The organism is Enterococcus sp. DIV0240d (assembly GCF_051711245.1).
GTDB lineage: Bacteria > Bacillota > Bacilli > Lactobacillales > Enterococcaceae > Enterococcus_D > Enterococcus_D casseliflavus.
This window is the reverse complement of the sequence record NZ_JBIOMG010000001.1, coordinates 485,816-508,669: the sequence shown is the minus strand read 5'-3', so window position 1 is coordinate 508,669 and position 22,854 is coordinate 485,816. Positions and strand designations below refer to the sequence as shown.

General features: G+C 44.6%; 23 protein-coding genes. 6 read left to right on the top strand and 17 right to left on the bottom strand.

Translation table 11 applies throughout. The features are described from left to right. Positions 1–21: 21 nt before the first annotated feature. The 3 genes from rplC to thiD form a co-directional block, all read right to left on the bottom strand. Complete coding sequence (gene rplC, locus IGJ25_RS02375) at positions 22–651, bottom strand: 50S ribosomal protein L3 (protein WP_003127967.1); 630 nt, start codon at positions 649–651, stop codon at positions 22–24. 22 nt (positions 652–673) lie between these two features. Next, positions 674–982: a 30S ribosomal protein S10 gene (rpsJ, locus tag IGJ25_RS02370; RefSeq protein ID WP_003127966.1), complete on the bottom strand. Its 309-nt coding sequence runs from the start codon at positions 980–982 to the stop codon at positions 674–676. 340 nt (positions 983–1,322) lie between these two features. Beyond that, a complete protein-coding gene (thiD, locus tag IGJ25_RS02365; RefSeq protein WP_010748615.1) occupies positions 1,323–2,153 on the bottom strand; it encodes a bifunctional hydroxymethylpyrimidine kinase/phosphomethylpyrimidine kinase in 831 nt (276 codons plus the stop codon). A 107-nt stretch (positions 2,154–2,260) separates the two neighbouring features. Between thiD and IGJ25_RS02360 the strand changes: the two genes are divergently transcribed. Together IGJ25_RS02360 and IGJ25_RS02355 are read left to right on the top strand one after the other, a co-directional pair. Continuing rightward, positions 2,261–3,706: a PLP-dependent aminotransferase family protein gene (locus IGJ25_RS02360; RefSeq protein WP_010748614.1), complete on the top strand. Its 1,446-nt coding sequence runs from the start codon at positions 2,261–2,263 to the stop codon at positions 3,704–3,706. After that, positions 3,690–4,415 (top strand): nitroreductase family protein, encoded by a 726-nt coding sequence (locus IGJ25_RS02355; RefSeq protein WP_225000638.1) that lies wholly within the window; start codon positions 3,690–3,692, stop codon positions 4,413–4,415. Before IGJ25_RS02360 ends, IGJ25_RS02355 begins: the two co-directional genes overlap by 17 nt. A 132-nt stretch (positions 4,416–4,547) precedes the next feature. On the opposite strand, the gene tuf is transcribed toward IGJ25_RS02355, so the two are convergent. From tuf to rpsL, 4 genes are all read right to left on the bottom strand, one after another. Continuing rightward, entirely contained in the window at positions 4,548–5,735 is a 1,188-nt protein-coding gene (tuf, locus tag IGJ25_RS02350; protein WP_005226902.1) for an elongation factor Tu, read from the bottom strand. A gap of 148 nt (positions 5,736–5,883) precedes the next feature. After that, complete coding sequence (gene fusA, locus IGJ25_RS02345) at positions 5,884–7,968, bottom strand: elongation factor G (protein ID WP_005226900.1); 2,085 nt, start codon at positions 7,966–7,968, stop codon at positions 5,884–5,886. A gap of 80 nt (positions 7,969–8,048) precedes the next feature. Then, positions 8,049–8,519 (bottom strand): 30S ribosomal protein S7, encoded by a 471-nt coding sequence (rpsG, locus tag IGJ25_RS02340; protein WP_003127957.1) that lies wholly within the window; start codon positions 8,517–8,519, stop codon positions 8,049–8,051. Between the two features lie 70 nt (positions 8,520–8,589). Next, positions 8,590–9,003 carry a 30S ribosomal protein S12 gene (gene rpsL / locus IGJ25_RS02335; RefSeq protein WP_003127956.1) on the bottom strand — a complete coding sequence of 138 codons (414 nt, stop codon included), beginning with the start codon at positions 9,001–9,003 and terminating at the stop codon, positions 8,590–8,592. A 304-nt stretch (positions 9,004–9,307) separates the two neighbouring features. Between rpsL and rpiA the strand changes: the two genes are divergently transcribed. The 4 genes from rpiA to IGJ25_RS02315 all read left to right on the top strand — a co-directional run bounded on the left by rpiA (position 9,308) and on the right by IGJ25_RS02315 (position 12,344). Further along, a complete protein-coding gene (rpiA, locus tag IGJ25_RS02330) occupies positions 9,308–9,982 on the top strand; it encodes a ribose-5-phosphate isomerase RpiA (protein ID WP_010748612.1) in 675 nt (224 codons plus the stop codon). A 150-nt stretch (positions 9,983–10,132) separates the two neighbouring features. After that, a complete protein-coding gene (locus IGJ25_RS02325; protein WP_005226873.1) occupies positions 10,133–10,714 on the top strand; it encodes a recombinase family protein in 582 nt (193 codons plus the stop codon). A gap of 194 nt (positions 10,715–10,908) precedes the next feature. Then, positions 10,909–11,595 (top strand): 2,3-diphosphoglycerate-dependent phosphoglycerate mutase, encoded by a 687-nt coding sequence (gpmA, locus tag IGJ25_RS02320; RefSeq protein WP_005226871.1) that lies wholly within the window; start codon positions 10,909–10,911, stop codon positions 11,593–11,595. A gap of 101 nt (positions 11,596–11,696) precedes the next feature. Beyond that, on the top strand, positions 11,697–12,344 hold the full coding sequence (locus IGJ25_RS02315) for an SGNH/GDSL hydrolase family protein (protein WP_081116108.1): 648 nt from the start codon (positions 11,697–11,699) through the stop codon (positions 12,342–12,344). Positions 12,345–12,397: 53 nt separating this feature from the next. Here IGJ25_RS02315 and IGJ25_RS02310 read toward each other — a convergent pair whose 3' ends face one another. The 10 genes from IGJ25_RS02310 to deoC form a co-directional block, all read right to left on the bottom strand. Beyond that, complete coding sequence (locus tag IGJ25_RS02310; protein ID WP_225000639.1) at positions 12,398–13,585, bottom strand: iron-containing alcohol dehydrogenase; 1,188 nt, start codon at positions 13,583–13,585, stop codon at positions 12,398–12,400. Between the two features lie 198 nt (positions 13,586–13,783). Beyond that, the gene (deoD, locus tag IGJ25_RS02305; protein WP_005226852.1) at positions 13,784–14,488 is read right to left on the bottom strand and encodes a purine-nucleoside phosphorylase; all 705 of its coding nucleotides are present in this window, start codon (positions 14,486–14,488) and stop codon (positions 13,784–13,786) included. A gap of 25 nt (positions 14,489–14,513) precedes the next feature. Next, positions 14,514–15,332 (bottom strand): purine-nucleoside phosphorylase, encoded by an 819-nt coding sequence (locus tag IGJ25_RS02300; protein WP_005226849.1) that lies wholly within the window; start codon positions 15,330–15,332, stop codon positions 14,514–14,516. A gap of 10 nt (positions 15,333–15,342) precedes the next feature. Next, on the bottom strand, positions 15,343–16,509 hold the full coding sequence (gene deoB, locus IGJ25_RS02295) for a phosphopentomutase (RefSeq protein ID WP_081116110.1): 1,167 nt from the start codon (positions 16,507–16,509) through the stop codon (positions 15,343–15,345). Between the two features lie 194 nt (positions 16,510–16,703). After that, on the bottom strand, positions 16,704–17,657 hold the full coding sequence (locus IGJ25_RS02290) for an ABC transporter permease (RefSeq protein ID WP_005232556.1): 954 nt from the start codon (positions 17,655–17,657) through the stop codon (positions 16,704–16,706). Beyond that, positions 17,657–18,808: an ABC transporter permease gene (locus tag IGJ25_RS02285; protein ID WP_005226844.1), complete on the bottom strand. Its 1,152-nt coding sequence runs from the start codon at positions 18,806–18,808 to the stop codon at positions 17,657–17,659. Before IGJ25_RS02285 ends, IGJ25_RS02290 begins: the two co-directional genes overlap by 1 nt. Continuing rightward, positions 18,801–20,411, bottom strand: a complete 1,611-nt coding sequence (locus IGJ25_RS02280) for an ABC transporter ATP-binding protein (RefSeq protein WP_390888452.1) — start codon at positions 20,409–20,411, stop codon at positions 18,801–18,803. The genes IGJ25_RS02285 and IGJ25_RS02280 overlap by 8 nt, the downstream gene beginning before the upstream one ends. Positions 20,412–20,549: 138 nt before the next feature. Continuing rightward, positions 20,550–21,668 (bottom strand): BMP family lipoprotein, encoded by a 1,119-nt coding sequence (locus tag IGJ25_RS02275; protein WP_081116112.1) that lies wholly within the window; start codon positions 21,666–21,668, stop codon positions 20,550–20,552. Positions 21,669–21,733: 65 nt separating this feature from the next. After that, positions 21,734–22,132: a cytidine deaminase gene (locus IGJ25_RS02270; protein WP_005226837.1), complete on the bottom strand. Its 399-nt coding sequence runs from the start codon at positions 22,130–22,132 to the stop codon at positions 21,734–21,736. A gap of 54 nt (positions 22,133–22,186) precedes the next feature. Continuing rightward, positions 22,187–22,849 carry a deoxyribose-phosphate aldolase gene (deoC, locus tag IGJ25_RS02265; RefSeq protein WP_005226835.1) on the bottom strand — a complete coding sequence of 221 codons (663 nt, stop codon included), beginning with the start codon at positions 22,847–22,849 and terminating at the stop codon, positions 22,187–22,189. Positions 22,850–22,854 lie beyond the last annotated feature (5 nt).

Genomic DNA, 22,854 nt, shown 5'->3' with positions numbered 1-22,854 from the left:
TCCTCCTTTCTTCCTATCTACTTATTTAGCTTTCACAGCTGATTTGATTGTAATCAATGATTTTTTCGCGCCAGGTACATTACCTTTGATCAAGATAACGTTGCGTTCTGCGTCTACGCGCACGATTTCCAAGTTTTGGATCGTGATGCGATTTCCGCCCATACGTCCAGCAAGACGTTTGTTTTTGAATACACGGTTAGGTGCAACTGGACCCATTGATCCAGGACGACGGTGGTAACGAGAACCGTGAGCCATTGGTCCGCGGCTTTGTCCGTGACGTTTGATAACGCCTTGGAATCCTTTACCTTTCGAAGTGCCGGTTACATCGATGATGTCTCCTGCTTCAAAAATATCAACTTTGATTTCTGATCCTACTTCTAAGCCCTCTAGCTCTACATTCTTGAATTCGCGAATGAAGCGCTTAGGAGCCGTGTTTGCTTTTGCAACATGACCTTTCGCAGGTTTGTTAGACAAAACTTCACGCATATCTTGGTAGCCGACTTGAATTGCTTCGTAGCCGTCATTTTCGATTGTTTTCACTTGTAGCACTACGTTTGGTGTAGCTTCTACTACAGTTACTGGAATCAATTCGCCAGATTCAGTGAAGATTTGAGTCATTCCCACTTTTTTCCCTAAGATTCCTTTGGTCATGATTACACCTCCATCTTAATTATTATAGTTTGATTTCGATATTAACACCGCTTGGCAAGTCTAGCTTCATTAAAGCATCAACAGTTTTTGGTGTTGGATTCACAATGTCGATTAGACGTTTGTGTGTACGCATTTCGAATTGTTCGCGTGAATCTTTGTATTTGTGCGTCGCACGGATGATCGTGTACAAGCTGCGTTCAGTTGGTAATGGAATTGGACCAGATACGCCAGCTCCAGTTCTCTTTGCAGTTTCTACGATTTTATCCGCTGATTGATCTAAAATACGATGTTCATACGCTTTTAAACGGATACGAATTTTTTGTTTTGCCATTGTTTTCCCTCCTTCGCCTATTTTGAAAAGTAGACATAGCTCCACGAAAATTTTCCGTCACGCTCGTCCATGGCAAAGCGTCCGGGCGTGTCGCAACCTCTCGTTTCGTAGCCGGCAGAAAATCTCTTTGCTGCCAGTGTGACTTACGTATTTACGTAAACAGCACCTTTATGATTATATTACGGATAAACATTGATTGCAAGCTTTTTTTATGGAAAAACCGGGATTCTTTTGCATTTCTTTCAGAAAATTTTCTTTTAGTTTCGTAACACAAAAAAGAAGCGTTGACCGCTTCTTTTAAGCACTTCTTCATTTCCCATTTATTATAGAAGAAAACCTGCTATTGCGGCGCTTCCTCCTGCATACGGTCTTGGGCGTGGGTATAGGCACCATGCCACACATGACCCACATAAGGATTGATCACCACTCCTTCTTTGATTGCCGCTGTGACAAAGGCTTTCGCTAACCGAACGCTTTCCACGACGGGTTTGCCTTTTGCAAGACCCGCAGCGATCGCAGCTGAAAAGGTGCAGCCTGCCCCGTGATTGAAATCGGTAGCGATTTTTTCACTTTCTAACAAGAGGAAGGATTGCCCATCATAAACGAGGTCAATGGCTTTTGCTCCTGGCAAGCGATGCCCCCCTTTGATCACGACGTATTTAGCACCTAATTCATGGATTTTTTCAGCAGCTTGCTTCATGGCCTCCACACTCGTCAAATCACCCAAACCTGAAAGAATCCCCGCTTCTACTAAATTGGGGGTGACAACATCTGCTAACGGCAACAAATGCGTGATGATGGCATCGACGCTTTTTGGCTGTAAGATTTCTGCAGTCCCTTTGCAAGCAATGACAGGATCGATCACCACATTTTTGACTTGCTGCTGTTGGATCATCTGCGCAGCTTGGACAATATTGTCTTCATTGCCTAACATGCCCGTTTTTAGAGCATCCATCGGATCACCTGCAAAAGCAGAGATCATTTGTTTTTCGACAAGCGCTGTTTCCATCGCCGTTACTTCATGGCTCCAACCTGCTTGTGGGTCCATCGTGACGATCGAAGCGATCGTGGCAAAACCAAAGACACCATATTCCTGAAATGTTTTTAAATCTGCTTCGATACCGGCACCTCCGGTTGAATCCGACCCAGCAATTGATAGGACTTTTTCCATCTTCCTCATCTCCTTGTGCTTTTTGCTAAGTATAGTCAATCTTCCCCTTGACGAAAAGAGCCATTTGGCTTATTTTTAAACCATCCAATTGAAAAAGGTGGTGCAGGATGGCTTCATCAAGTATCGACAAACAGAAGAAACAACCGATTTACCAGCAGATCGTGACTCATTTTATCGAAGAGATCCAAGCGGGAACCTATGGACCTGGGGATCGTTTGCCGCCAGAGCGCAGCCTCGCCCAGACTTTTGGCGTCAATCGTTCCACCGTCGTCAAAGCGTTAGATGAATTGAAAAGCTTAGGATGGATCGAACGAAAACAAGGCAGCGGCTCTCGTGTATTGGAAGGGCGTTGGGGGAACCGCCAAACGCCACTTTCTTATTTGCGCTCGTCTTTAAGCAGCCCTTATCTGCAGCAAGACCCTTACGTTCAACAGATTCAGCATTTGCGCACTGAGAAGGATGTGCTGGATCTGTACACAGGTGATCTACCTGCCGATCTGATCCCCGATTTCACGTTTCCTGCCTTTACCTGGGAAGAGATTCGCAAAGAAAGCACCAAAGTATTACCGACGGGTTATGAACCTTTGCAAGAAATCTTATTGCAGCACCTTGCTGATTCCTTCAATTTGCCCACCAGCGGTCAAAAACTAGTAATTACTGCCGGTTCGACGCAAGGAATCACCTTGCTGATGCAAGTCTTATTGCATGCGGGGGATTGTATTGCGACAGAGGACCCTTCTTTCTTGTTCTCTCTCCCCTTGTTTTCCACGATGAATGTCCAGCTGATTGGGATCAAGCAGGATAGTGAAGGGATGCGGCCTGCGGCATTGGAAAAAGTGTTGAAGGAAAAGAAGATCAAATTTGTTTATCTGAATCCCACCTTCCAAAATCCAACGGGTCATACTATGAGTGACCATCGGCGCCAAGCGATCATCCGCCTTTGCCAGACCTACCAAGTACCGATCATAGAAGACGATGTTTTTAGCGAGTTGGCTTTTGATAAAGTACCGCCCAAGCTAAAATCCATGGCTCCCGAAACCGTCATTTATTTAGGCTCGCTTTCAAAATTACTAGGATCATCCATAAAAATCGGCTGGCTTTTGGTGCCAGAAGCGTTAGCCGACCAATTTGCCCAAGCGAAAAAACGGATGGCGATCGATACCACGATCTTCCCGCAAGTCCTTGCCAATATCGCCTTACGCTCCTTTGATTACCACCAGCAACAGCGGACACTGCTTGCAGAAATGGCCCAGCGCCAGCAAGACTTACTCCAACTCTTGCAGGCATTCCAGGAGGATTGGCAATGGCAGCCGACGAAAGGTGGTCTTTACCTGTGGTTGACTTGGCGTCACCGCACATTGACTCGCAAAGATTGGTCACTCTTTTTGGCGAACGATTGCTTAGTAGCACCTGCGTTTCTTTTCAGTAACGATACGAATGGCTTGCGTTTGAACTATACCCGCTTAGCCAAAGATGATTTACCGCTATTTCAAGAACGATTCACAAAAATCACCCAACAGTTAAAGGAGCAAACCTATGAACGAAACCATTGAGCTTTTGCACAATCACCGCACTTACCGACAATTTGACCCTGACTACCCCTTGAGCCAAGAGCAAGTAACCGCGATTTTGACTGCGGCTCGTCAAGCACCTAGCTGGATGAACGGGCAAGCCTATTCGATCTTAGTGATCGACGACCCGCAGATTCGCCAACAAATGGTCGAATGGAATCCTGGCAATCCTCATATCGCAGCAAGTTCACTCTTTCTGCTATTTTTAGCTGATTTAAATCGAACCAAAAAAGTTGCTGACGAAAAACAGACTCCCTATCCAATCGATGAGGGCTATCAGCCACTATTGATCGCCACCACTGATGCCAGCATCGCTTTGCAATCTGGTGCGATCGCTGCTGAATCACTGGGCTTAGGCACCGTCATTTCTGGCAGTGTCCGCAAAGACAGCGCCAAAATCGCTGAATTGTTGCACTTACCAGAATATGTCTATCCTGTGGCTGGCTTGAGCATCGGTAAACCAATCGTAGAAATGAAGGTCAAACCTCGCTTGCCAGAAGAAGCGGTCATTCATTACAACCATTATCAGGACTATTCTTATGAGGCGATCGAAGCGTACGATCAAACGATGACTGCTTTTGGAGAAGCCCGCGAGACCAAACCATGGTCAGAAAAATTCGCTGGCTTTTACAGCAATCGTCCTGACCAAGGATTTGACGCCTTCTTGAAGAAGCAAAAACTAATAAAATAAAAAGCACCGCTCTCTTTAGCTTCGATGAACCACAGTGGATTCGTCAACGCTAGAGATGGCGGCTCTTTTTTGGTTCTACGAGTTAAAAAAAAGAGCAAAAGCGCGTACGCTTTTGCTCTTCGATCAATCAAATTAAGCTTGGATTGAAGTTACAACGCCTGAACCAACAGTACGTCCGCCTTCACGAATTGAGAAACGAGTTCCGTCTTCGATAGCGATTGGGTGGATCAATTCAACGTCGATTGTTACGTTATCACCAGGCATAACCATTTCAGTTCCTTCTGGTAATTCAACAACACCAGTTACGTCAGTTGTACGGAAGTAGAACTGAGGACGGTAGTTAGTGAAGAATGGAGTGTGACGTCCACCTTCTTCTTTTGTTAAAACGTAAACTTCAGCTTTAAATTTTGTATGAGGTGTGATTGTACCAGCTTTAGCTAATACTTGTCCACGTTGGATGTCTTCACGAGCAACCCCACGTAGCAATGCACCAATGTTATCCCCTGCTTCAGCATAGTCTAACAATTTACGGAACATTTCAACACCAGTTACAGTTGTTTTAGCAGTTTCTTCAGCAATACCAACGATTTCAACTTCGTCACCAACGCGAACTTGTCCACGTTCAACACGGCCTGTAGCAACAGTACCACGTCCAGTGATTGAGAATACGTCTTCGACTGGCATCATGAATGGTTTGTCAGTGTCACGTTCTGGAGTTGGAACGTATTCGTCAACTGCAGCCATTAATTCCATGATTTTTTCTTCGTATGAAGCATCGCCTTCAAGAGCTTTCAAAGCAGAACCAGCGATTACAGGAACATCGTCGCCTGGGAAGTCATATTCTGACAATAAGTCACGAACTTCCATTTCAACTAATTCTAGTAATTCTTCGTCATCAACCATATCCATTTTGTTTAAGAAAACAACGATGTATGGTACACCAACGTTACGTGATAACAAGATGTGTTCACGTGTTTGAGGCATAGGACCATCAGCAGCAGATACTACTAAGATCGCGCCGTCCATTTGAGCAGCACCAGTGATCATGTTTTTAACGTAGTCCGCGTGTCCTGGGCAGTCAACGTGAGCATAGTGACGTGCTTCAGTTTCGTACTCAACGTGAGCAGTTGAGATAGTGATTCCGCGTTCGCGTTCTTCTGGAGCGCCATCGATTTGGTCGTAAGCTGAAGCTTGAGCCAAACCTTTTTTAGATAATACAGTTGTGATAGCAGCTGTAAGTGTAGTTTTACCATGGTCAACGTGTCCGATCGTACCAATGTTTACGTGGGGTTTAGAACGGTCAAATTTTTCTTTTGCCATTTTAAAATGTTCCTCCTAAAAATGCAGTTTATTTTTTATATTTGATAGGTAGGGAGCCGCAGCTCCCCATCCCTTATCATCGATAATATTGTACACGAAACTCAGAAAAAAATATAGCTTTTTACTTAATTTCCTATACTTCCATCAATTATTCAGCTTTGCCGCCGTTTTTCTTGATGATTTCTTCTTGAACAGATTTTGGTACATCTTCATAGTGATCAAATGTCATCATGAACGTACCGCGACCTTGTGTTGATGAACGAAGTGTCGTTGCGTAACCGAACATTTCAGCTAATGGCACGATTGCGTTCACGATTTGTGAGTTACCGTGTGCTTCCATTCCTTCTACGCGTCCACGACGAGCAGTTACGTGACCCATAACATCACCTAAGTAATCTTCTGGTACAGTGATAACTACTTTCATCATTGGTTCAAGAATTACTGGATTTGCTTTCTTCGCTGCAGCACGTAAAGCCATAGAAGCTGCAACACGGAAGGCAGTTTCACTTGAATCGACATCATGGTATGAACCATCATAAAGTTTTGCTTTGATGTCTACTAATGGGTAACCGGCTAAGACACCGTTCGCCATTGAGTCTTCAAGTCCTTTTTCAACTGCTGGGATGTATTCACGAGGAACCACACCACCGACAATCGCGTTTTCGAATTCGAAGCCTTTACCTTCTTCGTTTGGTGTAAATTCGACCCATACGTGACCGTATTGACCTTTACCACCAGACTGACGTACAAATTTACCTTCCGCTTGTGTTGCTGCACGGAATGTTTCACGATAAGAAACTTGAGGCGCACCTACGTTTGCTTCAACTTTAAATTCGCGACGCATACGGTCAACTAAGACGTCCAAGTGAAGTTCTCCCATACCAGCGATAACAGTTTCGCCTGTTTCAGCGTTTGTTTCCACACGGAATGATGGATCTTCTTCAGCAAGTTTTTGTAAAGCAACCCCCATTTTATCTTGGTCAGCTTTTGATTTAGGCTCAACAGCGACTTCGATAACTGGTTCTGGGAATTCGATTGATTCAAGGATTACTGGTGATTTTTCATCACATAGTGTATCCCCAGTTGTTGTGTCTTTCAAACCAACAGCAGCGGCGATATCGCCTGAGTATACTGTTTGGATTTCAGCACGAGTGTTGGCGTGCATTTGTAGGATACGACCGATACGTTCGCGTTTGCCTTTTGAAGCATTCAATACGTATGATCCAGAGTTCAAGATACCTGAATACACACGGAAGAATGTCAAACGACCTACGAATGGGTCAGTCATTACTTTAAATGCTAATGAAGCAAATGGTGCTTCATCGTCAGCCGGACGATCAGTTTCTTCGTCTGTTTTAGGATTGATCCCTTTAATCGCAGGAACATCAAGTGGTGAAGGCAAGTAGTCGATGACTGCATCCAACATCAATTGAACCCCTTTGTTTTTAAAGGCAGATCCGCAAAGAACAGGGAAAAAGTCAACAGTCAATGTTGCTTGACGAATACCAGCTTTCAATTCTTCTTCAGTGATTTCTTCACCTTCCAAGAATTTCATCATTAGTTCTTCATCAGTATCAGCAACAGCTTCGATTAATTTTTCGCGCCATTCTTCAGCTAATTCTACGTATTCTTCAGGAATTTCAGTCTCTTGGATTTCAGTTCCTAAGTCATTTGTGTAGATTTCAGCTTTCATTTTTACTAAGTCGATAATACCAGTAAAGTCATCTTCCGCACCAATTGGTAATTGGATTGGGTGAGCATTTGCTTGTAAACGATCATGTAAAGTTGATACAGAGTATAAGAAGTCTGCACCAATTTTGTCCATTTTGTTACAGAATACAACACGCGGTACGCGGTAATCTGTCGCTTGACGCCAAACTGTTTCTGTTTGAGGTTCTACACCTGATTGTGAGTCCAACACAGTTACAGCACCATCAAGTACACGCAATGAACGTTGAACTTCGATTGTGAAGTCCACGTGTCCTGGTGTGTCGATGATATTTACGCGGTTTTCTTTCCATTGCGCAGTTGTCGCAGCAGAAGTGATTGTGATCCCACGTTCTTGTTCTTGTTCCATCCAGTCCATTTGAGAAGCACCTTCATGTGTTTCACCAATTTTATGGATTTTACCTGTGTAATAAAGGATACGTTCAGTTGTCGTTGTTTTACCAGCGTCAACGTGGGCCATGATCCCGATATTACGAGTTTTTTCTAGCGAAAATTCTCTTGCCATTCTAGGTTGTTCCCCTCTCATTCTTACTTAACTTAAGCTAAGGTTGTCTCAGTACCTTCCAATAAAAAGCAGTGAGGATCTTACCAACGATAGTGAGCAAATGCGCGGTTGGCTTCCGCCATTTTGTGTGTGTCTTCGCGTTTTTTCACAGAAGCACCAGTGTTGTTCGCTGCATCCATGATTTCTTTTGCAAGACGTTCTTCCATTGTGTGTTCGCCACGCAAACGAGCGTAGTTTACCACCCAACGAAGACCTAGAGTTGTACGACGTTCAGGACGTACTTCTACTGGTACTTGGTAGTTAGAACCACCGACACGGCGAGCTTTAACTTCCAATACAGGCATAATGTTTTTCATTGCTTGTTCGAAAACTTCCAATGGATCATTTCCTGTAGATTCTTTGATAATGCCAAAAGCATTGTAGATAATATTTGCAGCAACACCGCGTTTACCATCAACCATTACACGGTTGATCAAACGAGTTACTAATTTTGAGTTATAAATAGGATCTGGTAAAACATCACGTTTTGCAACAGGACCTTTACGAGGCATCCGTAACTCCTCCTTCCGAGATATCAGTTCTGATTTAAATAAGATTCATTTGATCTGTTTGTCTTAAAGATTAAGCTTTAGGACGTTTTGTACCATATTTAGAACGAGATTGTTTACGATCGTTAACACCGGCAGTATCCAATGCACCACGAACGATATGGTAACGTACCCCTGGTAAGTCTTTTACACGTCCACCACGTAACAAGACCACGCTGTGTTCTTGTAAGTTGTGTCCGATACCTGGAATATAAGCTGTCACTTCAATCAAGTTTGACAAACGAACACGCGCATATTTACGTAGAGCTGAGTTCGGTTTTTTCGGTGTCATAGTTCCCACACGAGTAGCTACCCCACGCTTTTGAGGTGAGTTAACATTCGTTTGAGCTTTCTTGAAACTGTTATATCCTTTGTTCAATGCTGGTGAATTTGATTTTTCAACCTTGGATTTACGAGGTTTACGTACTAATTGATTAATTGTAGGCATCCCTAGTTGTCCTCCTTCCTTGATTCGCTTTATAGTCCCACACATCCAGGTGGTTCTTTTTTTGCGATAAAAAATAATGCATTCTCTGCATTCATATCAACTATGCTTTGATAGACAGTCAGCACGTCTCCAACGAGAGACCTGTAGATAAAGCACCTTTGATAGAATATCATGCTTATTCTTACCTGTCAAGTATCCTCCTAGGCTTTTTTCAAAAGAAATCTGTTACGAAAAAATCCGCAAATTTTGCGCTTCTTCCTATATAATAGAGACAAAGCATTTATTTAAAAAAGGCGGGAAGAAAATGAACCTAAAAGAAATGGTCGGCATTGAAGCGGCTAGTTATGTAAAAGATGGCATGGTCGTTGGCTTGGGCACTGGCTCAACAGCCTACTACATGATTGAAGAACTGGGTCGACGGGTAAAAGAAGAAGGTCTATCGATCACGGGTGTCCCAACTTCTTGGGCATCAAAAAAACAAGCAGAAGGATTAGGTATCCCGATTCGCACCATCGATGAAGTGGACGCTGTGGATCTCACGATCGACGGTGCAGATGAGATCAGCCAGGATTATCATGGCATCAAAGGCGGCGGTGCAGCCCTTTTATTCGAAAAAATCGTGGCGTCTAACTCCAAGAAAGTCTTGTGGATCGTTGATGAATCGAAAATGGTCGAAACACTTGGTGCCTTCCCGTTGCCAGTGGAAGTGATCCCTTATGGCAGCCAACAGCTGCTGCGTCTGTTCGAGAAGAAAAACTACCATCCAAAACTGCGTCTGAATGAAGAAGGCGAACCGTTAAAAACCGATTGCAGCAATTACATCATCGATCTTCATCTAGAAACGATCACCGCTCCTACTGAGTTGGCACAAGAATTAGATGCTACAGTGGGCGTGGTTGAACACGGTTTGTTTTTGGATATGGTCCATACGATCATTGTCGGATTGCCTGAAGGCCCGAGTACCAAGCACGTTAGATAAAGGAAACAAAAAAGAGGAGCGATAACGCTTCTCTTTTTTTCGTTATTTTTCTTCAATCGACTTAATTTTTATTATTTTTTGTGCAAATTACCCTATCATTTAAGAAATAATTATGATACATTCAATAAAAAGGGAAAGGTAGGAGGGTTTATGAAAATCATAGGCTATGCTCGTTCAACGATCACCGATAACTCAACAAGTGAACAATTAAACAAGCTCGAAGAATTTGGGTGTCATGAATTTTTCCATGAGACATTTAGCGTGGAAGAAAGTGAAGAAAATCATTCATTGGAGTCAGTGGTGGCACAAATGCAGCCCGGTGACACCTTAGTCGTTACGGAACTGCATCGTTTAGGGAAGACGACCAGACAGCTGACCGATCTCACTGATCTATTAAAACAGCGAGAGCTTCATCTGGTTTCACTGGCAGAACAAATCGATACCCGCGGTCCGATGGGACAGGTTTACTTCAATTTGATGGAAGGACTTGCGATCATGGAACGCTCACTCATCAAAGAGCGCACGCTGGTCGGCTTAAATAAAGCCCGCAAAAAAGGCAAAATTGGTGGTCGTCCAAAAATCGATCCGAAAACGATCAAAAAAATCCGTCAATTGTACTACGAGAAAAAAGAAACGATTCAATATATTTCTGAAAAATGCGGTGTTTCTGTAGGTACATGCTATAAATACATAAAATTATCCGAAGAAGAATGGAACAAGTTACGTTCATAGTTGTCGACTCCCCCTAGAACAGCATGAAACAAAAGCGGTCCTCTTTTTAATGATCCCCTTTTGTTTTTCCTTAAGAATGGCGTTTTCCCCCAGCTTTTCCTCCAAAACCATGGAAATTCTTTGAGAAAGAGTGTACAATAAATACGGAATTGAAAATTTCAGAAAAATATCGAATATCTAAAGGAGAGTTTTACATGCCAAAATTAGTATTTTCTCGTCATGGACTAAGCGAATGGAACAAATTAAACCAGTTTACCGGTTGGGCTGATGTTGATCTAGCGCCAGAAGGTGTCGAAGAAGCAATCGAAGGCGGACGTAAAATCAAAGAAGCAGGCATCGAATTTGACGTTGCTTACACATCTGTTTTAACTCGTGCCATCAAAACTTGTAATTACATTTTAGAATATTCTGATCAACTTTGGGTACCAACGATCAAATCATGGCGCTTAAACGAACGTCATTACGGTAAATTACAAGGTTTAAATAAAAAAGAAACTGCTGAAAAATACGGTGACGAACAAGTACACATCTGGCGTCGTTCTTACGATGTTTTACCTCCATTGATGGAAGCTTCAGATGAAGGTTCTGCTGCAAACGACCGTCGTTATGCAATGCTTGACCCTCGCGACGTACCTGGTGGCGAAAACTTAAAAGTTACTTTAGAACGTGCATTGCCTTTCTGGCAAGATGAAATCGCCCCAGCATTAAAAGACGACAAAACTGTCTTAGTTGCGGCTCACGGAAACTCTCTACGTGCATTAGCAAAACATATCGAAGGTATTTCTGACGAAGATATCATGGATCTTGAGATCCCAACTGGTCAACCACTTGTTTATGAATTGAACGATGATTTGACTGTTGCGAAAAAATACTACTTATAAGCCTCGCTTATCGCTGCCCTTTTTTAAAAAAGGGCAGTTTTTTTATTGGCATTTCCTCCCCCCTCTTTTATAATTGAGGGCGTACTCGAAAGGAGCTTACTATGAAACTAGTCAAAAATGATACCGTTTTATTTTTAGGTGACAGCATCACAGATTGCGATCGTGATCGCCAAGATCCCCACGATTTAGGACATGGGTTTGCCCGTCTCGTTGCCGATCAGCTGGCAGAAACATTCCCCACTGCAGGATTTACCTTTTATAATCGGGGGATCGGCGGCAACAAAGCTGCCGACGTCTTAGCCCGTCTCCAAGATGATTGCCTTCAATTAGCACCTGACGTCTTGGTCTTTATGATTGGGATCAACGACACGTGGCACAATGCCGGTGGTCCCGATTTTGGTTCAGAAGCTGCGGCAACGTCCTTTGAGGCAACCTACCGTCAAATTCTGGAACAAGTGACCCAACAGGGGATCACGCGTATTTTCTTGCTGGAACCTTTTGTTTTGCCATATCCTGAGGATCGCCAAACCTGGCGGATCGATCTTGACCCGAAAATCCAAATCGTTCGTCGCTTAGCTGCCGCCTTTCATTGTCAGCTGCTGCCGCTGGATGGCTTGTTTGCCGAAGCAGCCGTTGCTAGCTCCCCACAGGCTCTGACAGGCGATGATGGGGTGCACCCCACTCCTGCTGGACACGCCTTGATTGCAGATCAGCTAATGGCCCGTTTGGCTTTTTCTTCTGAAGGGTAAATAAACAGACCGCTCCGCGACAACCAAGTCGCAGGAACGGTCTTTTTTTATGATTAAAGATAGGTTGAAGGAGTCAAGGAATCTTGGTAAATTGCAATCACGTCTTCTTCTTGCAGCGGTACATACGCGTTTGTTGCAATAGAGCTGAATTGAACTGCTTGAGCCGCCATTTCAGCAAAATGGGTGTCATCGGCGATCCCTACTTCTGGCAAAGTCATCGGAATATCGCAAGAAGTAAAAAAGTCATACAGTTTTTGAATCCCCATTCGGGCAGCTAATTCTGGCACTGCTTCTTGGACACCAAAGACTTCTCTGGCAAACCGCGCAAATTTCGGCGCCGTTTCTTCATTCAATACATGAAGCATCCAGCGTGGGGTCAGGATCGCTAAGCCGATGCCATGGGTAATGTCATAAAACGCACTCAACTCATGCTCCATCGCATGACAAGACCAAGCACCACCCTTGCCGCTTCCAGTCAAACCATTTAAGGCTAAGGTGCTCGCCCACATCAAATTCGCCCGTGCATCATAGTCTGTGGGGTCCTTTAATGCGATGGGCAGATTTTTAATGACTGCTTTTAGCAATCCTTCTGCTACACCGTCTTGGACATCTGTTCCTTCTGTTTTACTGAAATAATTTTCAATCAGATGGCTCATGATATCCGCTGAACCGGCAGCCGTTTGATAGCGACTGACACTAAAGGTCGTTGTTGGATCTAAAAAAGATACTTTCGGTAAAAATTCGGATCCGTGAACACCAAGTTTTTGTTTCGTTTCTAGATTAGAGATCACGGCGCCGCGATTCATTTCACTGCCAGTAGCCGCAAGGGTCAAGATCGTTACTAATGGAATCGCTGGTCCTTGATAGCTTCTGGAAAGAACTAAGTCCCAAGGCTCTTGCTCACTGCAAGCCGCCCCAGCGATCACTTTGCTGCAATCAATTACAGAACCGCCGCCAACAGCTAAAATGACGTCGATCTTTTCTGAACGACAAAGAGCGGCTCCTTGACGAACGGTTTCGATTCGTGGATTTGGATCGACACCAGTCAATTCAGTGACTTGATTGCCGTTGGCAGTCAATTGCGCCATGACTGCATCGTACAAACCGTTTTTCTTGATACTGCCGCCACCATAGACTAGCAAGACGTTTTTTCCAAATGTATTCAGTACTTCTGGCAGCTCGTTCAGACGGTCTTTCCCAAAACGAATGTCCGTCGTTACATGAAACGTAAAATTATTCATTGTCTAGTCTCCTTTTTACACCTTTTCTTTTCATTAAACCATTTTCTGGCAAAAGTGCAACGCTTCTTCGTGGCTTTTTGCCAACAAAAAAAGATAACACATTCTCGGTTGCATGCAAACCAATACGATTTGGCTGCTTGCTCTATCAAAAGCAAGCAGCCTTCGCATCGTTCATGCACCGATCCTGCGGTATCTTTTTTACGCGATCGCTGTTTCTAAGCCAACTTTGATCATGTCGTTAAATGTCGTTTGTCTTTCTTCTGGCGTTGTTTCTTCTCCAGTGATGATGTGGTCGCTGACGGTACAGATCGCTAAAGTTTGAACGTGGAATTTCGCCCCTAAATAGTATAAGGCTGCGGCTTCCATCTCAACACCCATCACCCCAAGGTCTGCCAACTGTAACGTTTCCGTCATGTCATCTTTGTAGAAGGTATCTTCAGATAAGATATTGCCGACGTGAGTCGTAAATCCTGATTCAATCGCTGTATCATAGGCTTTACGCAACAGTGCAAAGTCAGCGATTGGTGGGAAATGGAAACTTTGGAAGTTTTTTGCTACCATCGATGAACTTGTTGCTGCCGCTTGGGCAATCACAAGATCACGCACGTGGACATCTTTTGAGATGGCACCACACGTACCGACCCGAATCAATTTCTTCACGCCGTAAGAGTTGATCAATTCATGGGCATAGATACTCGCTGAAGGCATGCCCATGCCGGTTCCTTGGACAGAGACCCGCTCGCCCTTATAAACGCCTGTATAGCCCAACATTCCCCGAACGTTGTTGTAACAGATCGGGTCTTCTAAAAATGTTTCAGCAATATATTTTGCCCGCAGTGGATCACCTGGTAACAAGATTTTGTCTGCGATCTCGCCTGCTTTTGCTTCGATATGAACGCTCATTCGTTTTTCTCCTTTGGTCTGCTTTTTATAGTACTGCTAACGTTTCTTTGATCAACGCTTTAAATTCTGCCTTGACCCGTTCCGTCGTTTCCACGACTTCTTCATGATTCAAGCTCGCTTGCATACCAGCAGCCAAGTTTGTGATACAAGAAACACCCAAGACTTTCAAGCCACTGTGAACAGCAACGATCACTTCTGGGACAGTCGACATACCGACAGCATCGGCACCGATCGTCCGAGCAAAGCGGATCTCTGCTGGCGTTTCATACGTAGGACCTGAGAAGCCCATATAAACGCCTTCTTTTAAGTGCAATCCTTTTGATGCACCAACTTTTTGTGCCGCTTCCCGATAAGGCAAATGGTAGGCTTGGCTCATATCTGGGAAACGCGGACCCATTTCTTCTTCGTTTTCACCAATCAGTGGGTTGTCCCCCATAAAGTTGATTTGATCGGTGATCAACATCAAGTCTCCCGGCTGGAAGCTTTCGTTTACGCCGCCACAGGCATTGGTCACGACTAAAGAGTGAGCTTTCAATGCCGCCATCACACGGACGGGGTAAGTGACTGTCTGCATCGAATGGCCTTCATAATAATGGAATCGTCCTTGCATCGCTAAGACTTTTTTCCCAGCTAATGTTCCATAGACCAATTGTCCTGCATGACCGACCACTGTCGAAACAGGAAAATGCGGGATATCGTTGTAAGGCAACACGATTGGGTTTTCGATCTCATCGGCTAATTCACCTAAGCCAGATCCTAAAATCAACCCAAATTCCACTTCACCGACGCCGCTTTCTTGGATAAATGCCGTTGTTTCTTGTAATTTCTCATGTAACGTTGTCATTTCATCACCTCTAGTTTAAATGTTGTAAAAAGCTTGTTCCGTTTTCTGTAGCTGAAACACCAAAGTTTTCAGCGATCGTTGCGGAAATATCCGCATAGTAGCCTTGTGGCAATTTGCCTTGGCCTTGGAATTTCTTGCTGTACGCTAATAATGGCACATATTCTCTCGTGTGATCCGTTCCCGTAAAGGTTGGGTCATTGCCGTGGTCAGCTGTGATCAACAACAGATCCTCGTCTCCCATTGCTTCTAAAAGTTCTGGAATACGCAAATCAAAATCTTCAATGGCATGGGCATACCCTACGACATCGCGACGGTGACCATAAAGCGCATCGAAGTCGACCAAGTTCGTAAAGCTTAGACCCGTAAAGTCTTGTTTCATCACCTTCAGTAACTGATCCACACCGTCCATATTGCTCTTCGTCCGTACAGAATCGGTGATTCCTTGTCCGTTGAAGATATCATTGATCTTCCCAACGGCGATCACGTCTTTTCCAGCTTCTTTCAAGGAATCTAATACTGTATGGCCAAATGGATCGAGTGCGTAGTCATGACGATTGCTCGTACGAGTAAAGTTTCCAGGCTCACCGACATACGGACGCGCGATGATGCGGCCGATCATATATGGCTCATCTTTCGTGATGTCCCGAACGTACTGACAAATACGATACAATTCTTCTAATGGAATGATTTCCTCATGCGCAGCGATCTGCAACACTGGGTCAGCCGAGGTGTAAACGATCAAATCGCCTGTCTTCATTTGATGTTCGCCGAAATCATCAATGACTGCTGTCCCTGAATACGGCGCATTGCAGACGATTTTACGTCCTGAGAACGTTTCGATCTGTTGCAACAATTCATCGGGAAACCCATCGGGAAATACGCGGAAAGGTTTTTGGATATTCAAGCCCATGATCTCCCAGTGCCCCGTCATCGTATCTTTCCCAACGGAAACTTCTTCCAATTTGGTTGCATACCCATCATGGTCAGCTACCGCCTTCACGCCTTCTAAAGGACGGATCGTCCCTAGGCCTAATTGTTCCAAGTGAGGGATCGTCAAGCCTGCTTCTTTTGCAATATGGCCTAACGTATCTGAACCGACATCACCAAAAGCTGCCGCATCAGGTGCTTCACCAATTCCGACTGAATCCATCACGATCAAGTGTACACGTTTAAACATTCTATTCCCTACTTTCTTTATTTTATGCTTTTACAAGCGGATCTACTACCTCTATCATACTAAACTTAAGCAAAAATTGCGCTGGGTTGCTTTGGAAATTTCCTGATGCGTTCCTTTCACCCAGAGGATAGAAAAAGGGCAGGACACAGCAACACATTCATGTCCCATAGCCCCACCCTTTCATACTGAAAAAATTATTTAGATTTAATGTAGTTCTTCCCGTTAGCTTTCGGACCAGCGGCTTTTCCAAGGAAAAGAACGAGCACGATGATCGTCAAGGCATAAGGCGCAGCTTGTAAGTAAACCGCTGGAATGGAAGAGATAATTGGCAGTTGGCCACCTACGATACTGATGTTTTGCGCAAAACCGAAGAAAATCGCTGCTCCCATCGCACCAAGTGGATTCCATTTACCAAAGATCATCGCAGCCATCGAGATAAACCCTTGACCGGCGATCGTTGTCACGGCAAAGCGACCCGCGATCGATTGAGCAAACAAGGCACCGCCCATCCCGCCAAGGAAACCAGAGATCAAGACACCTGAGTAGCGCATCACGTAAACATTGATCCCTAAGGTATCCGCTGCTTGTGGATGCTCACCGACAGAACGAAGACGCAACCCAAAGCGTGTTTTGAAAATCACGAACCACGCGATCACTGAGATCAAAATAGCGAAGTACGCCGGTAAGAATGTTTGATTAAAGAAAATCGGGCCAATGATAGGAATATCTTTAAGAATCGGGAAATTGAAATACCCCAATGTCCGTTGGATGTTATCCGTTTGCCCTTTGTTGTAGATCGCTTTGACTAAGAACACAGCCAAAGCTGGTGCCATCAAGTTCATCACCGTACCACTGATGATGTGGTCGGCACGGAAGTTGATGGTTGCCACCGCATGCAGCAAGGAGAAAACCACACCGACAAGTCCGCCGACGAGCATCCCTAACCATGGTGTCCACGCACCAAATTGTGACGCAAATTCAATATTGAAAACAATCGAGCTAAAAGCACCCATAACCATGATTCCTTCAAGACCCACGTTAACGATCCCGCTGCGCTCTGAGAACACGCCACCTAGCGCCGTCAAAATCAGAGGAGACGCATAAATCAATGTTTGAGTGACGATCGAAGAAATTAAACTAATATCCATTAGATGGTTCCTCCTTCCTGATCTTGATCGTTTGGTTGGGCTTCAATCTCCTGTACGACCAGCGCTTCTTTTTTGCCGTCAAAGATTTTTGCCAACAAGAAACGAATCACAAAGCTGATCGCTACGAAGAAAATAATAATTGCGATATTGACATCGACTAATTCAGATGGAATACCTGCAAACTGCATGCCTTGTCCACCTAATTTCAAAATACTGAACAAGAGGGCTGAAAGCAAGATTCCGATCGATGAGCCGCTTCCTAACAAGGATACAGCCATACCGTCAAAACCGATGCTCAATGATGACCCTTGAACGAAGAAGTTTTCAAACGTTCCTAGTCCTTGAACGACTCCACCTAATCCAGCAAGCGTTCCAGAGATGATCATGGAGATAATGATCGTCCGTTTGCTGCTCATCCCCGCATATTCAGAAGCGCTTGGGTTCAAGCCCACCGCGCGGATTTCATAACCAAGAGTGGTTTTTTTCATCAAGAACCAAACCAAAACTAAGAAGATCAAGGCTAAGAAGATCCCTAAGTTCAAGCGAGAGTTGCTCGTGATGCTTGCTAGAAACGGCGTCTGCATGGAGGCATTTTCCCCCACCATTTTTGTGACCCCTTTTGTCGTGATCATGGATTCGCTCATCACATTATTGACTAAATGGTTCCCCGTATAAAGCAAGATATAGTTCATCATGATCGTCACGATGACTTCACTTGTTCCAAAGAATGCCCGTAGGAAACCAGGAATCGCAGCTGCGATCGCCCCGCATAAAGCCCCTACGATCACGGCTAATGGCAAGACCACCAACCGAGGCGCATCTGGCATCGCTAGTGCGACCCAGATACTGGCAACCCAACCTGCTAACGCTTGACCAGAAAGACCGATATTGAAGAATCCGGCTGAGTTTGCAACGGCAAACCCCAGAGCGGTAAAGATCAATGGTCCTGCTGTAACAAAAATCTCACCAATGTTGCGGGCATTTAGCCCACCTGTTTGTCCGTTGATAAAAACGGTCCGAAACATTTGTGTATACCCTGTGATTGGGCTGTAGCCGAAGGCCGCCATGATGATCCCGCCAAGGACGAATCCCAACAAGACAGCGATGATCGGCACTAATATATTGCGGATCTTTTCTTTGCGGTTATTCAACCGAACCACCTACTTCCTCCATTTGCAGCTCTCGTCTTGCTTCCTCCAAGGAGTACCCTGCCATCAACAAGCCAAGCTCTTTCTCTGATGTTTCTTTCGGATCAACGACCCCAACGATCTCACCAGCATGAATAACAGCAATGCGGTCTGATACATTCAAAATTTCATCTAATTCAAAGCTGACTAACAACACCGCTTTGAATTTATCCCGTTGTTCAATCAAGCGTTTGTGGATAAATTCGATCGCTCCAACATCCAACCCACGGGTCGGATTGGCAACGATCAATAGATCAGGATAGCGGCTGATTTCTCGTGCGATGATCGCTTTTTGTTGATTCCCGCCGGACAATGCCCGTGCCGGTACGATCTCATTGACTGTTCGTACGTCAAATTCTTGAATCAAGTCACGAGCAAACTCGTTGATCTCTCCATAATCCAAGACACCGGCATTGCTCAAAGGTTTTTTGTAGTAGGTTTGCAAGGCGATGTTTTCTGATAACATCATATCCAAGACAAGTCCGTATTTGTGGCGGTCTTCTGGCACATGGCCAACGCCGGCTTCGGTGACTTTCCGAGGCTTGAAGTTGGTGATGTCATCGCCATTCAGTAAGACCTTGCCGCTTTCGACTTTTCGTAAACCAGTGATGGCTTGTAACAGCTCTGATTGCCCATTGCCATCGATACCGGCAATCCCCAATACTTCACCTGCACGTACTTCTAAGCTTAAGTTTTTAACTGCTTCTAAGCCGCGGTTTTCTTTTACGACTAAGTTTTCAACAGAAAGCACGACTTCTTTTGGTGACGCTTCTTTCTTCGGTGTCTTGAAGGACACAGAACGACCAACCATCATATCGGCCAACTGTTGGGAACTGACGTCTTTGACATTAACAGTGCCGATCCCTTGTCCCCGACGGATAACTGTACAACGGTCTGCCACCGCTTTGATCTCATCCAGTTTGTGGGTGATCAAGATGATCGATTTCCCTTCACGCACCAATCCGCGCATGATCTCGATCAGCTCTTCGATTTCTTGCGGTGTCAAAACTGCCGTTGGTTCATCAAAAATCAGTACATCTGCGCCGCGGTAAAGAGTCTTCAAGATCTCTACCCGTTGTTCCATCCCAACAGAGATGTCACGCACATAGGCATCTGGATCAACCGATAAACCATATTGTTCAGAAACTTTTTTGATTTCTTTGCGGGCTTTCTTGCGATCTAACACACCGAGATGATGTGGTTCGCTCCCCAAAATGATATTTTCTGTTACAGTAAAGGCATCTACCAGCATGAAATGCTGATGCACCATACCGATCCCCAATTTGTTTGCTGCGGTCGGACTGGTGATATTCACTTTTTCACCATTCATCCAGATTTCACCAGATGTTGGTTCCAATAATCCTGACAGCATATTCATCAAGGTCGACTTGCCCGCTCCATTTTCACCAAGCAATGCGTGGATTTCTCCTGGCCTTACTTGCAAGTTGACATCGTCATTGGCTTTGAACGTTCCAAACTCTTTGGTGATATGACGCATTTCTACAACATATTTTTCCTCAGCCAAATTACTCACATCCTTACTTTCTAATTCGCTTATACAAACCATTCGTCATGTCAAAAAAAATAATTGCTATTGCTTAGGATGATTACTATCCTCATGAAAACCCGTAGCTTTCATCAACATAGTAATCCAACAACGATCATCTTGCCCTAAGCTAGGGCAAGATAACCGAAAAGAACAACTTTATTTTTCAGGTGTTTCTGGTACTTCTACTTTGCCGTCGATCACGTCTTGTTTCGCTGTTTCGATCGCTGCTTTGGCATCATCTGAAAGGAACCCTTCAGTAATGTCTACACCGCCATCTTTCAAGCCGTATACAATGTGTTCGCCGCCAGGGAAGTTATCTTCTAACGCACGAGTTGAGATATCTTGAACCGCTGCGCCAACACCTTTCAATGTTGAAGCCAATGTGAAGTTATCTTCTTTGCCGTCAGCAGTTGTGTATTTTCCTTCGTCTTGTTGATCGCTATCCACACCGATGACCCAAACTTTTTTATCTTCTAGGTCTGCTTCGTTCAATTGTTCATTGATTGCTTTTGCTTCTTGGAAGACACCTGCACCAGTACCGCCAGAGGCGTGGAAGATTACGTCAATGCCACTTTGGTACATTGAAGCTGCCAATGCTTTCCCTTTCGCTGGATCACCAAAAGATGCTGCATATTGAGGATCAACCGTGATTTCTTTGCCTAATTTTTCAGCTGCGTCTTGAACACCCTTCGTGAAACCAGCTTCGAAACGGTCGATAACGACGCCTTCTTCACCACCGATGAAGCCGACTTTGTTTGTTTTGGTTGTATACGCTGCGGCAAAACCAGCTAAGTAAGCTGCTTCGTTATCTTTAAATGTTGCTGAAACAACGTTGTCTTTGCCTTCAATCACATCATCGATGATCCCGAATTGTGTATCAGGGTTTTGGTCAGCTGCTGCTGCGATTGAATCTTTCAATAAGTAACCCACACCAAAAATCGTTTTGAAACCATTTTGAACGGCACCATTTACGTTGGTTGTGTATTCTGAAGCTTCATTTGATTGCACGTAGTCATAACCACCAGCACCACGAGCGATCCCGTGTTCTTTCCCCCATGCTTCTAAGCCTTCCCATGCGGATTGGTTGAATGAACGGTCATCTACCCCGCCGATATCGGTAACGATTGCGACACTATGCGCTGCATCAGTCGTACCGTCTGCAGAACCGCCGCCAGTTGAATCAGTTGAACCTGAATTTCCTCCGCCACAAGCACCAAGTAAAGTCAACCCAGCTACTGCAACAATACCGAAACTAAATAATTTTGCTTTTTTCATTGCTGTAAAGCCCCCTAAAAATATAGTTTTTTTTTCAACAGCCGCATCGACTGAATGAACATGGTTTATAAATCTTTGTTCGTGAAGTAATAAGGCAATAGGCCTTCTACCGTGGTTTCTTTGATGACACCATCATCGCCGACTAAGGTCACCGGCATATCTGGCGCACAAAATTCCACCATGACCTGGCGGCAAGCACCACAAGGAGAGATCGGTTCTGGCGTATGACCCGCCACAACCAAATGTTGAAACTCTTTTTCGCCTTCAGAAACGGCTTTGAAAAAAGCGGTTCGTTCTGCGCAATTTGTTAAGCCATATGAGGCATTTTCAATGTTGATCCCTTGATATATCGTCCCATTTTTGGCAACGAGACAAGCACCGACCGGAAACTTAGAGTACGGCACATACGCTTTATCTAAGGCGGAAACGGCGGTGTCGATCCACTCTTTTTTCGCTATTGTCATTGTCTTCCCCGCTCTTGTTTTTGTTTTTTGCTACTTTACTTAATAATGCTAGGCTTAGTAGCCAGCACCTGTTGAGCCAGTCACGATGGCAACACTTGCGCTTGTTCCTAAGCGGTTTGCGCCCGCTTCGACCATAGCTGCAGCTTCTGCTTCGTTGTGGATACCACCAGAAGCTTTGACACCCATTTCTGGTCCTACTGTTTCACGCATCAAGCGAACATCTTCAACGACTGCCCCACCAGTTGAAAAGCCAGTTGAGGTTTTCACGAAATCTGCACCAGCTGCTTTGGCTAATTCACAGGCTTTGACGATTTCTTCGTTGTCTAATAACGCTGTTTCAATGATTACTTTGACAAGCGCTTTGTCTTTGGCTGCTTCAACGACTGCTTCGATGTCTGCTTGAACTTTTTTGTATTGTTTTGATTTCAAGGCACCTACGTTGATTACCATATCGACTTCATCTGCGCCGTTTTTGATCGCATCTGTTGTTTCATAAGCTTTGACCTCAGATGTGTTTGCTCCTAAAGGAAAACCGATCACGGTACAAACAGCCGTTGGTTCGCCTTGTAATTTTTCTGCTGCTAATGAAACCCACGTTGGATTGATGCAGACAGAATAGAAGTGATAGGTTTTTGCCTCTTCGATGATTCGTAAAACATCTTCCTCCGTTGCGTCTGCTTTCAAAATCGTGTGGTCGATCATGCGATTCAATTCCATTTTTA

Bases quoted from the DNA above. Each gene is read 5' to 3' on its own strand.
- rplC (WP_003127967.1), bottom strand. From the start codon at position 651: ATGACCAAAGGAATCTTAGGGAAAAAAGTGGGAATGACTCAAATCTTC.
- rpsJ (WP_003127966.1), bottom strand. From the start codon at position 982: ATGGCAAAACAAAAAATTCGTATCCGTTTAAAAGCGTATGAACATCGT.
- thiD (WP_010748615.1), bottom strand. From the start codon at position 2,153: ATGGAAAAAGTCCTATCAATTGCTGGGTCGGATTCAACCGGAGGTGCC.
- IGJ25_RS02360 (WP_010748614.1), top strand. From the start codon at position 2,261: ATGGCTTCATCAAGTATCGACAAACAGAAGAAACAACCGATTTACCAG.
- IGJ25_RS02355 (WP_225000638.1), top strand. From the start codon at position 3,690: ATGAACGAAACCATTGAGCTTTTGCACAATCACCGCACTTACCGACAA.
- tuf (WP_005226902.1), bottom strand. From the start codon at position 5,735: ATGGCAAAAGAAAAATTTGACCGTTCTAAACCCCACGTAAACATTGGT.
- fusA (WP_005226900.1), bottom strand. From the start codon at position 7,968: ATGGCAAGAGAATTTTCGCTAGAAAAAACTCGTAATATCGGGATCATG.
- rpsG (WP_003127957.1), bottom strand. From the start codon at position 8,519: ATGCCTCGTAAAGGTCCTGTTGCAAAACGTGATGTTTTACCAGATCCT.
- rpsL (WP_003127956.1), bottom strand. From the start codon at position 9,003: ATGCCTACAATTAATCAATTAGTACGTAAACCTCGTAAATCCAAGGTT.
- rpiA (WP_010748612.1), top strand. From the start codon at position 9,308: ATGAACCTAAAAGAAATGGTCGGCATTGAAGCGGCTAGTTATGTAAAA.
- IGJ25_RS02325 (WP_005226873.1), top strand. From the start codon at position 10,133: ATGAAAATCATAGGCTATGCTCGTTCAACGATCACCGATAACTCAACA.
- gpmA (WP_005226871.1), top strand. From the start codon at position 10,909: ATGCCAAAATTAGTATTTTCTCGTCATGGACTAAGCGAATGGAACAAA.
- IGJ25_RS02315 (WP_081116108.1), top strand. From the start codon at position 11,697: ATGAAACTAGTCAAAAATGATACCGTTTTATTTTTAGGTGACAGCATC.
- IGJ25_RS02310 (WP_225000639.1), bottom strand. From the start codon at position 13,585: ATGAATAATTTTACGTTTCATGTAACGACGGACATTCGTTTTGGGAAA.
- deoD (WP_005226852.1), bottom strand. From the start codon at position 14,488: ATGAGCGTTCATATCGAAGCAAAAGCAGGCGAGATCGCAGACAAAATC.
- IGJ25_RS02300 (WP_005226849.1), bottom strand. From the start codon at position 15,332: ATGACAACGTTACATGAGAAATTACAAGAAACAACGGCATTTATCCAA.
- deoB (WP_081116110.1), bottom strand. From the start codon at position 16,509: ATGTTTAAACGTGTACACTTGATCGTGATGGATTCAGTCGGAATTGGT.
- IGJ25_RS02290 (WP_005232556.1), bottom strand. From the start codon at position 17,657: ATGGATATTAGTTTAATTTCTTCGATCGTCACTCAAACATTGATTTAT.
- IGJ25_RS02280 (WP_390888452.1), bottom strand. From the start codon at position 20,411: ATGGTTTGTATAAGCGAATTAGAAAGTAAGGATGTGAGTAATTTGGCT.
- IGJ25_RS02275 (WP_081116112.1), bottom strand. From the start codon at position 21,668: ATGAAAAAAGCAAAATTATTTAGTTTCGGTATTGTTGCAGTAGCTGGG.
- IGJ25_RS02270 (WP_005226837.1), bottom strand. From the start codon at position 22,132: ATGACAATAGCGAAAAAAGAGTGGATCGACACCGCCGTTTCCGCCTTA.
- deoC (WP_005226835.1), bottom strand. From the start codon at position 22,849: ATGGAATTGAATCGCATGATCGACCACACGATTTTGAAAGCAGACGCA.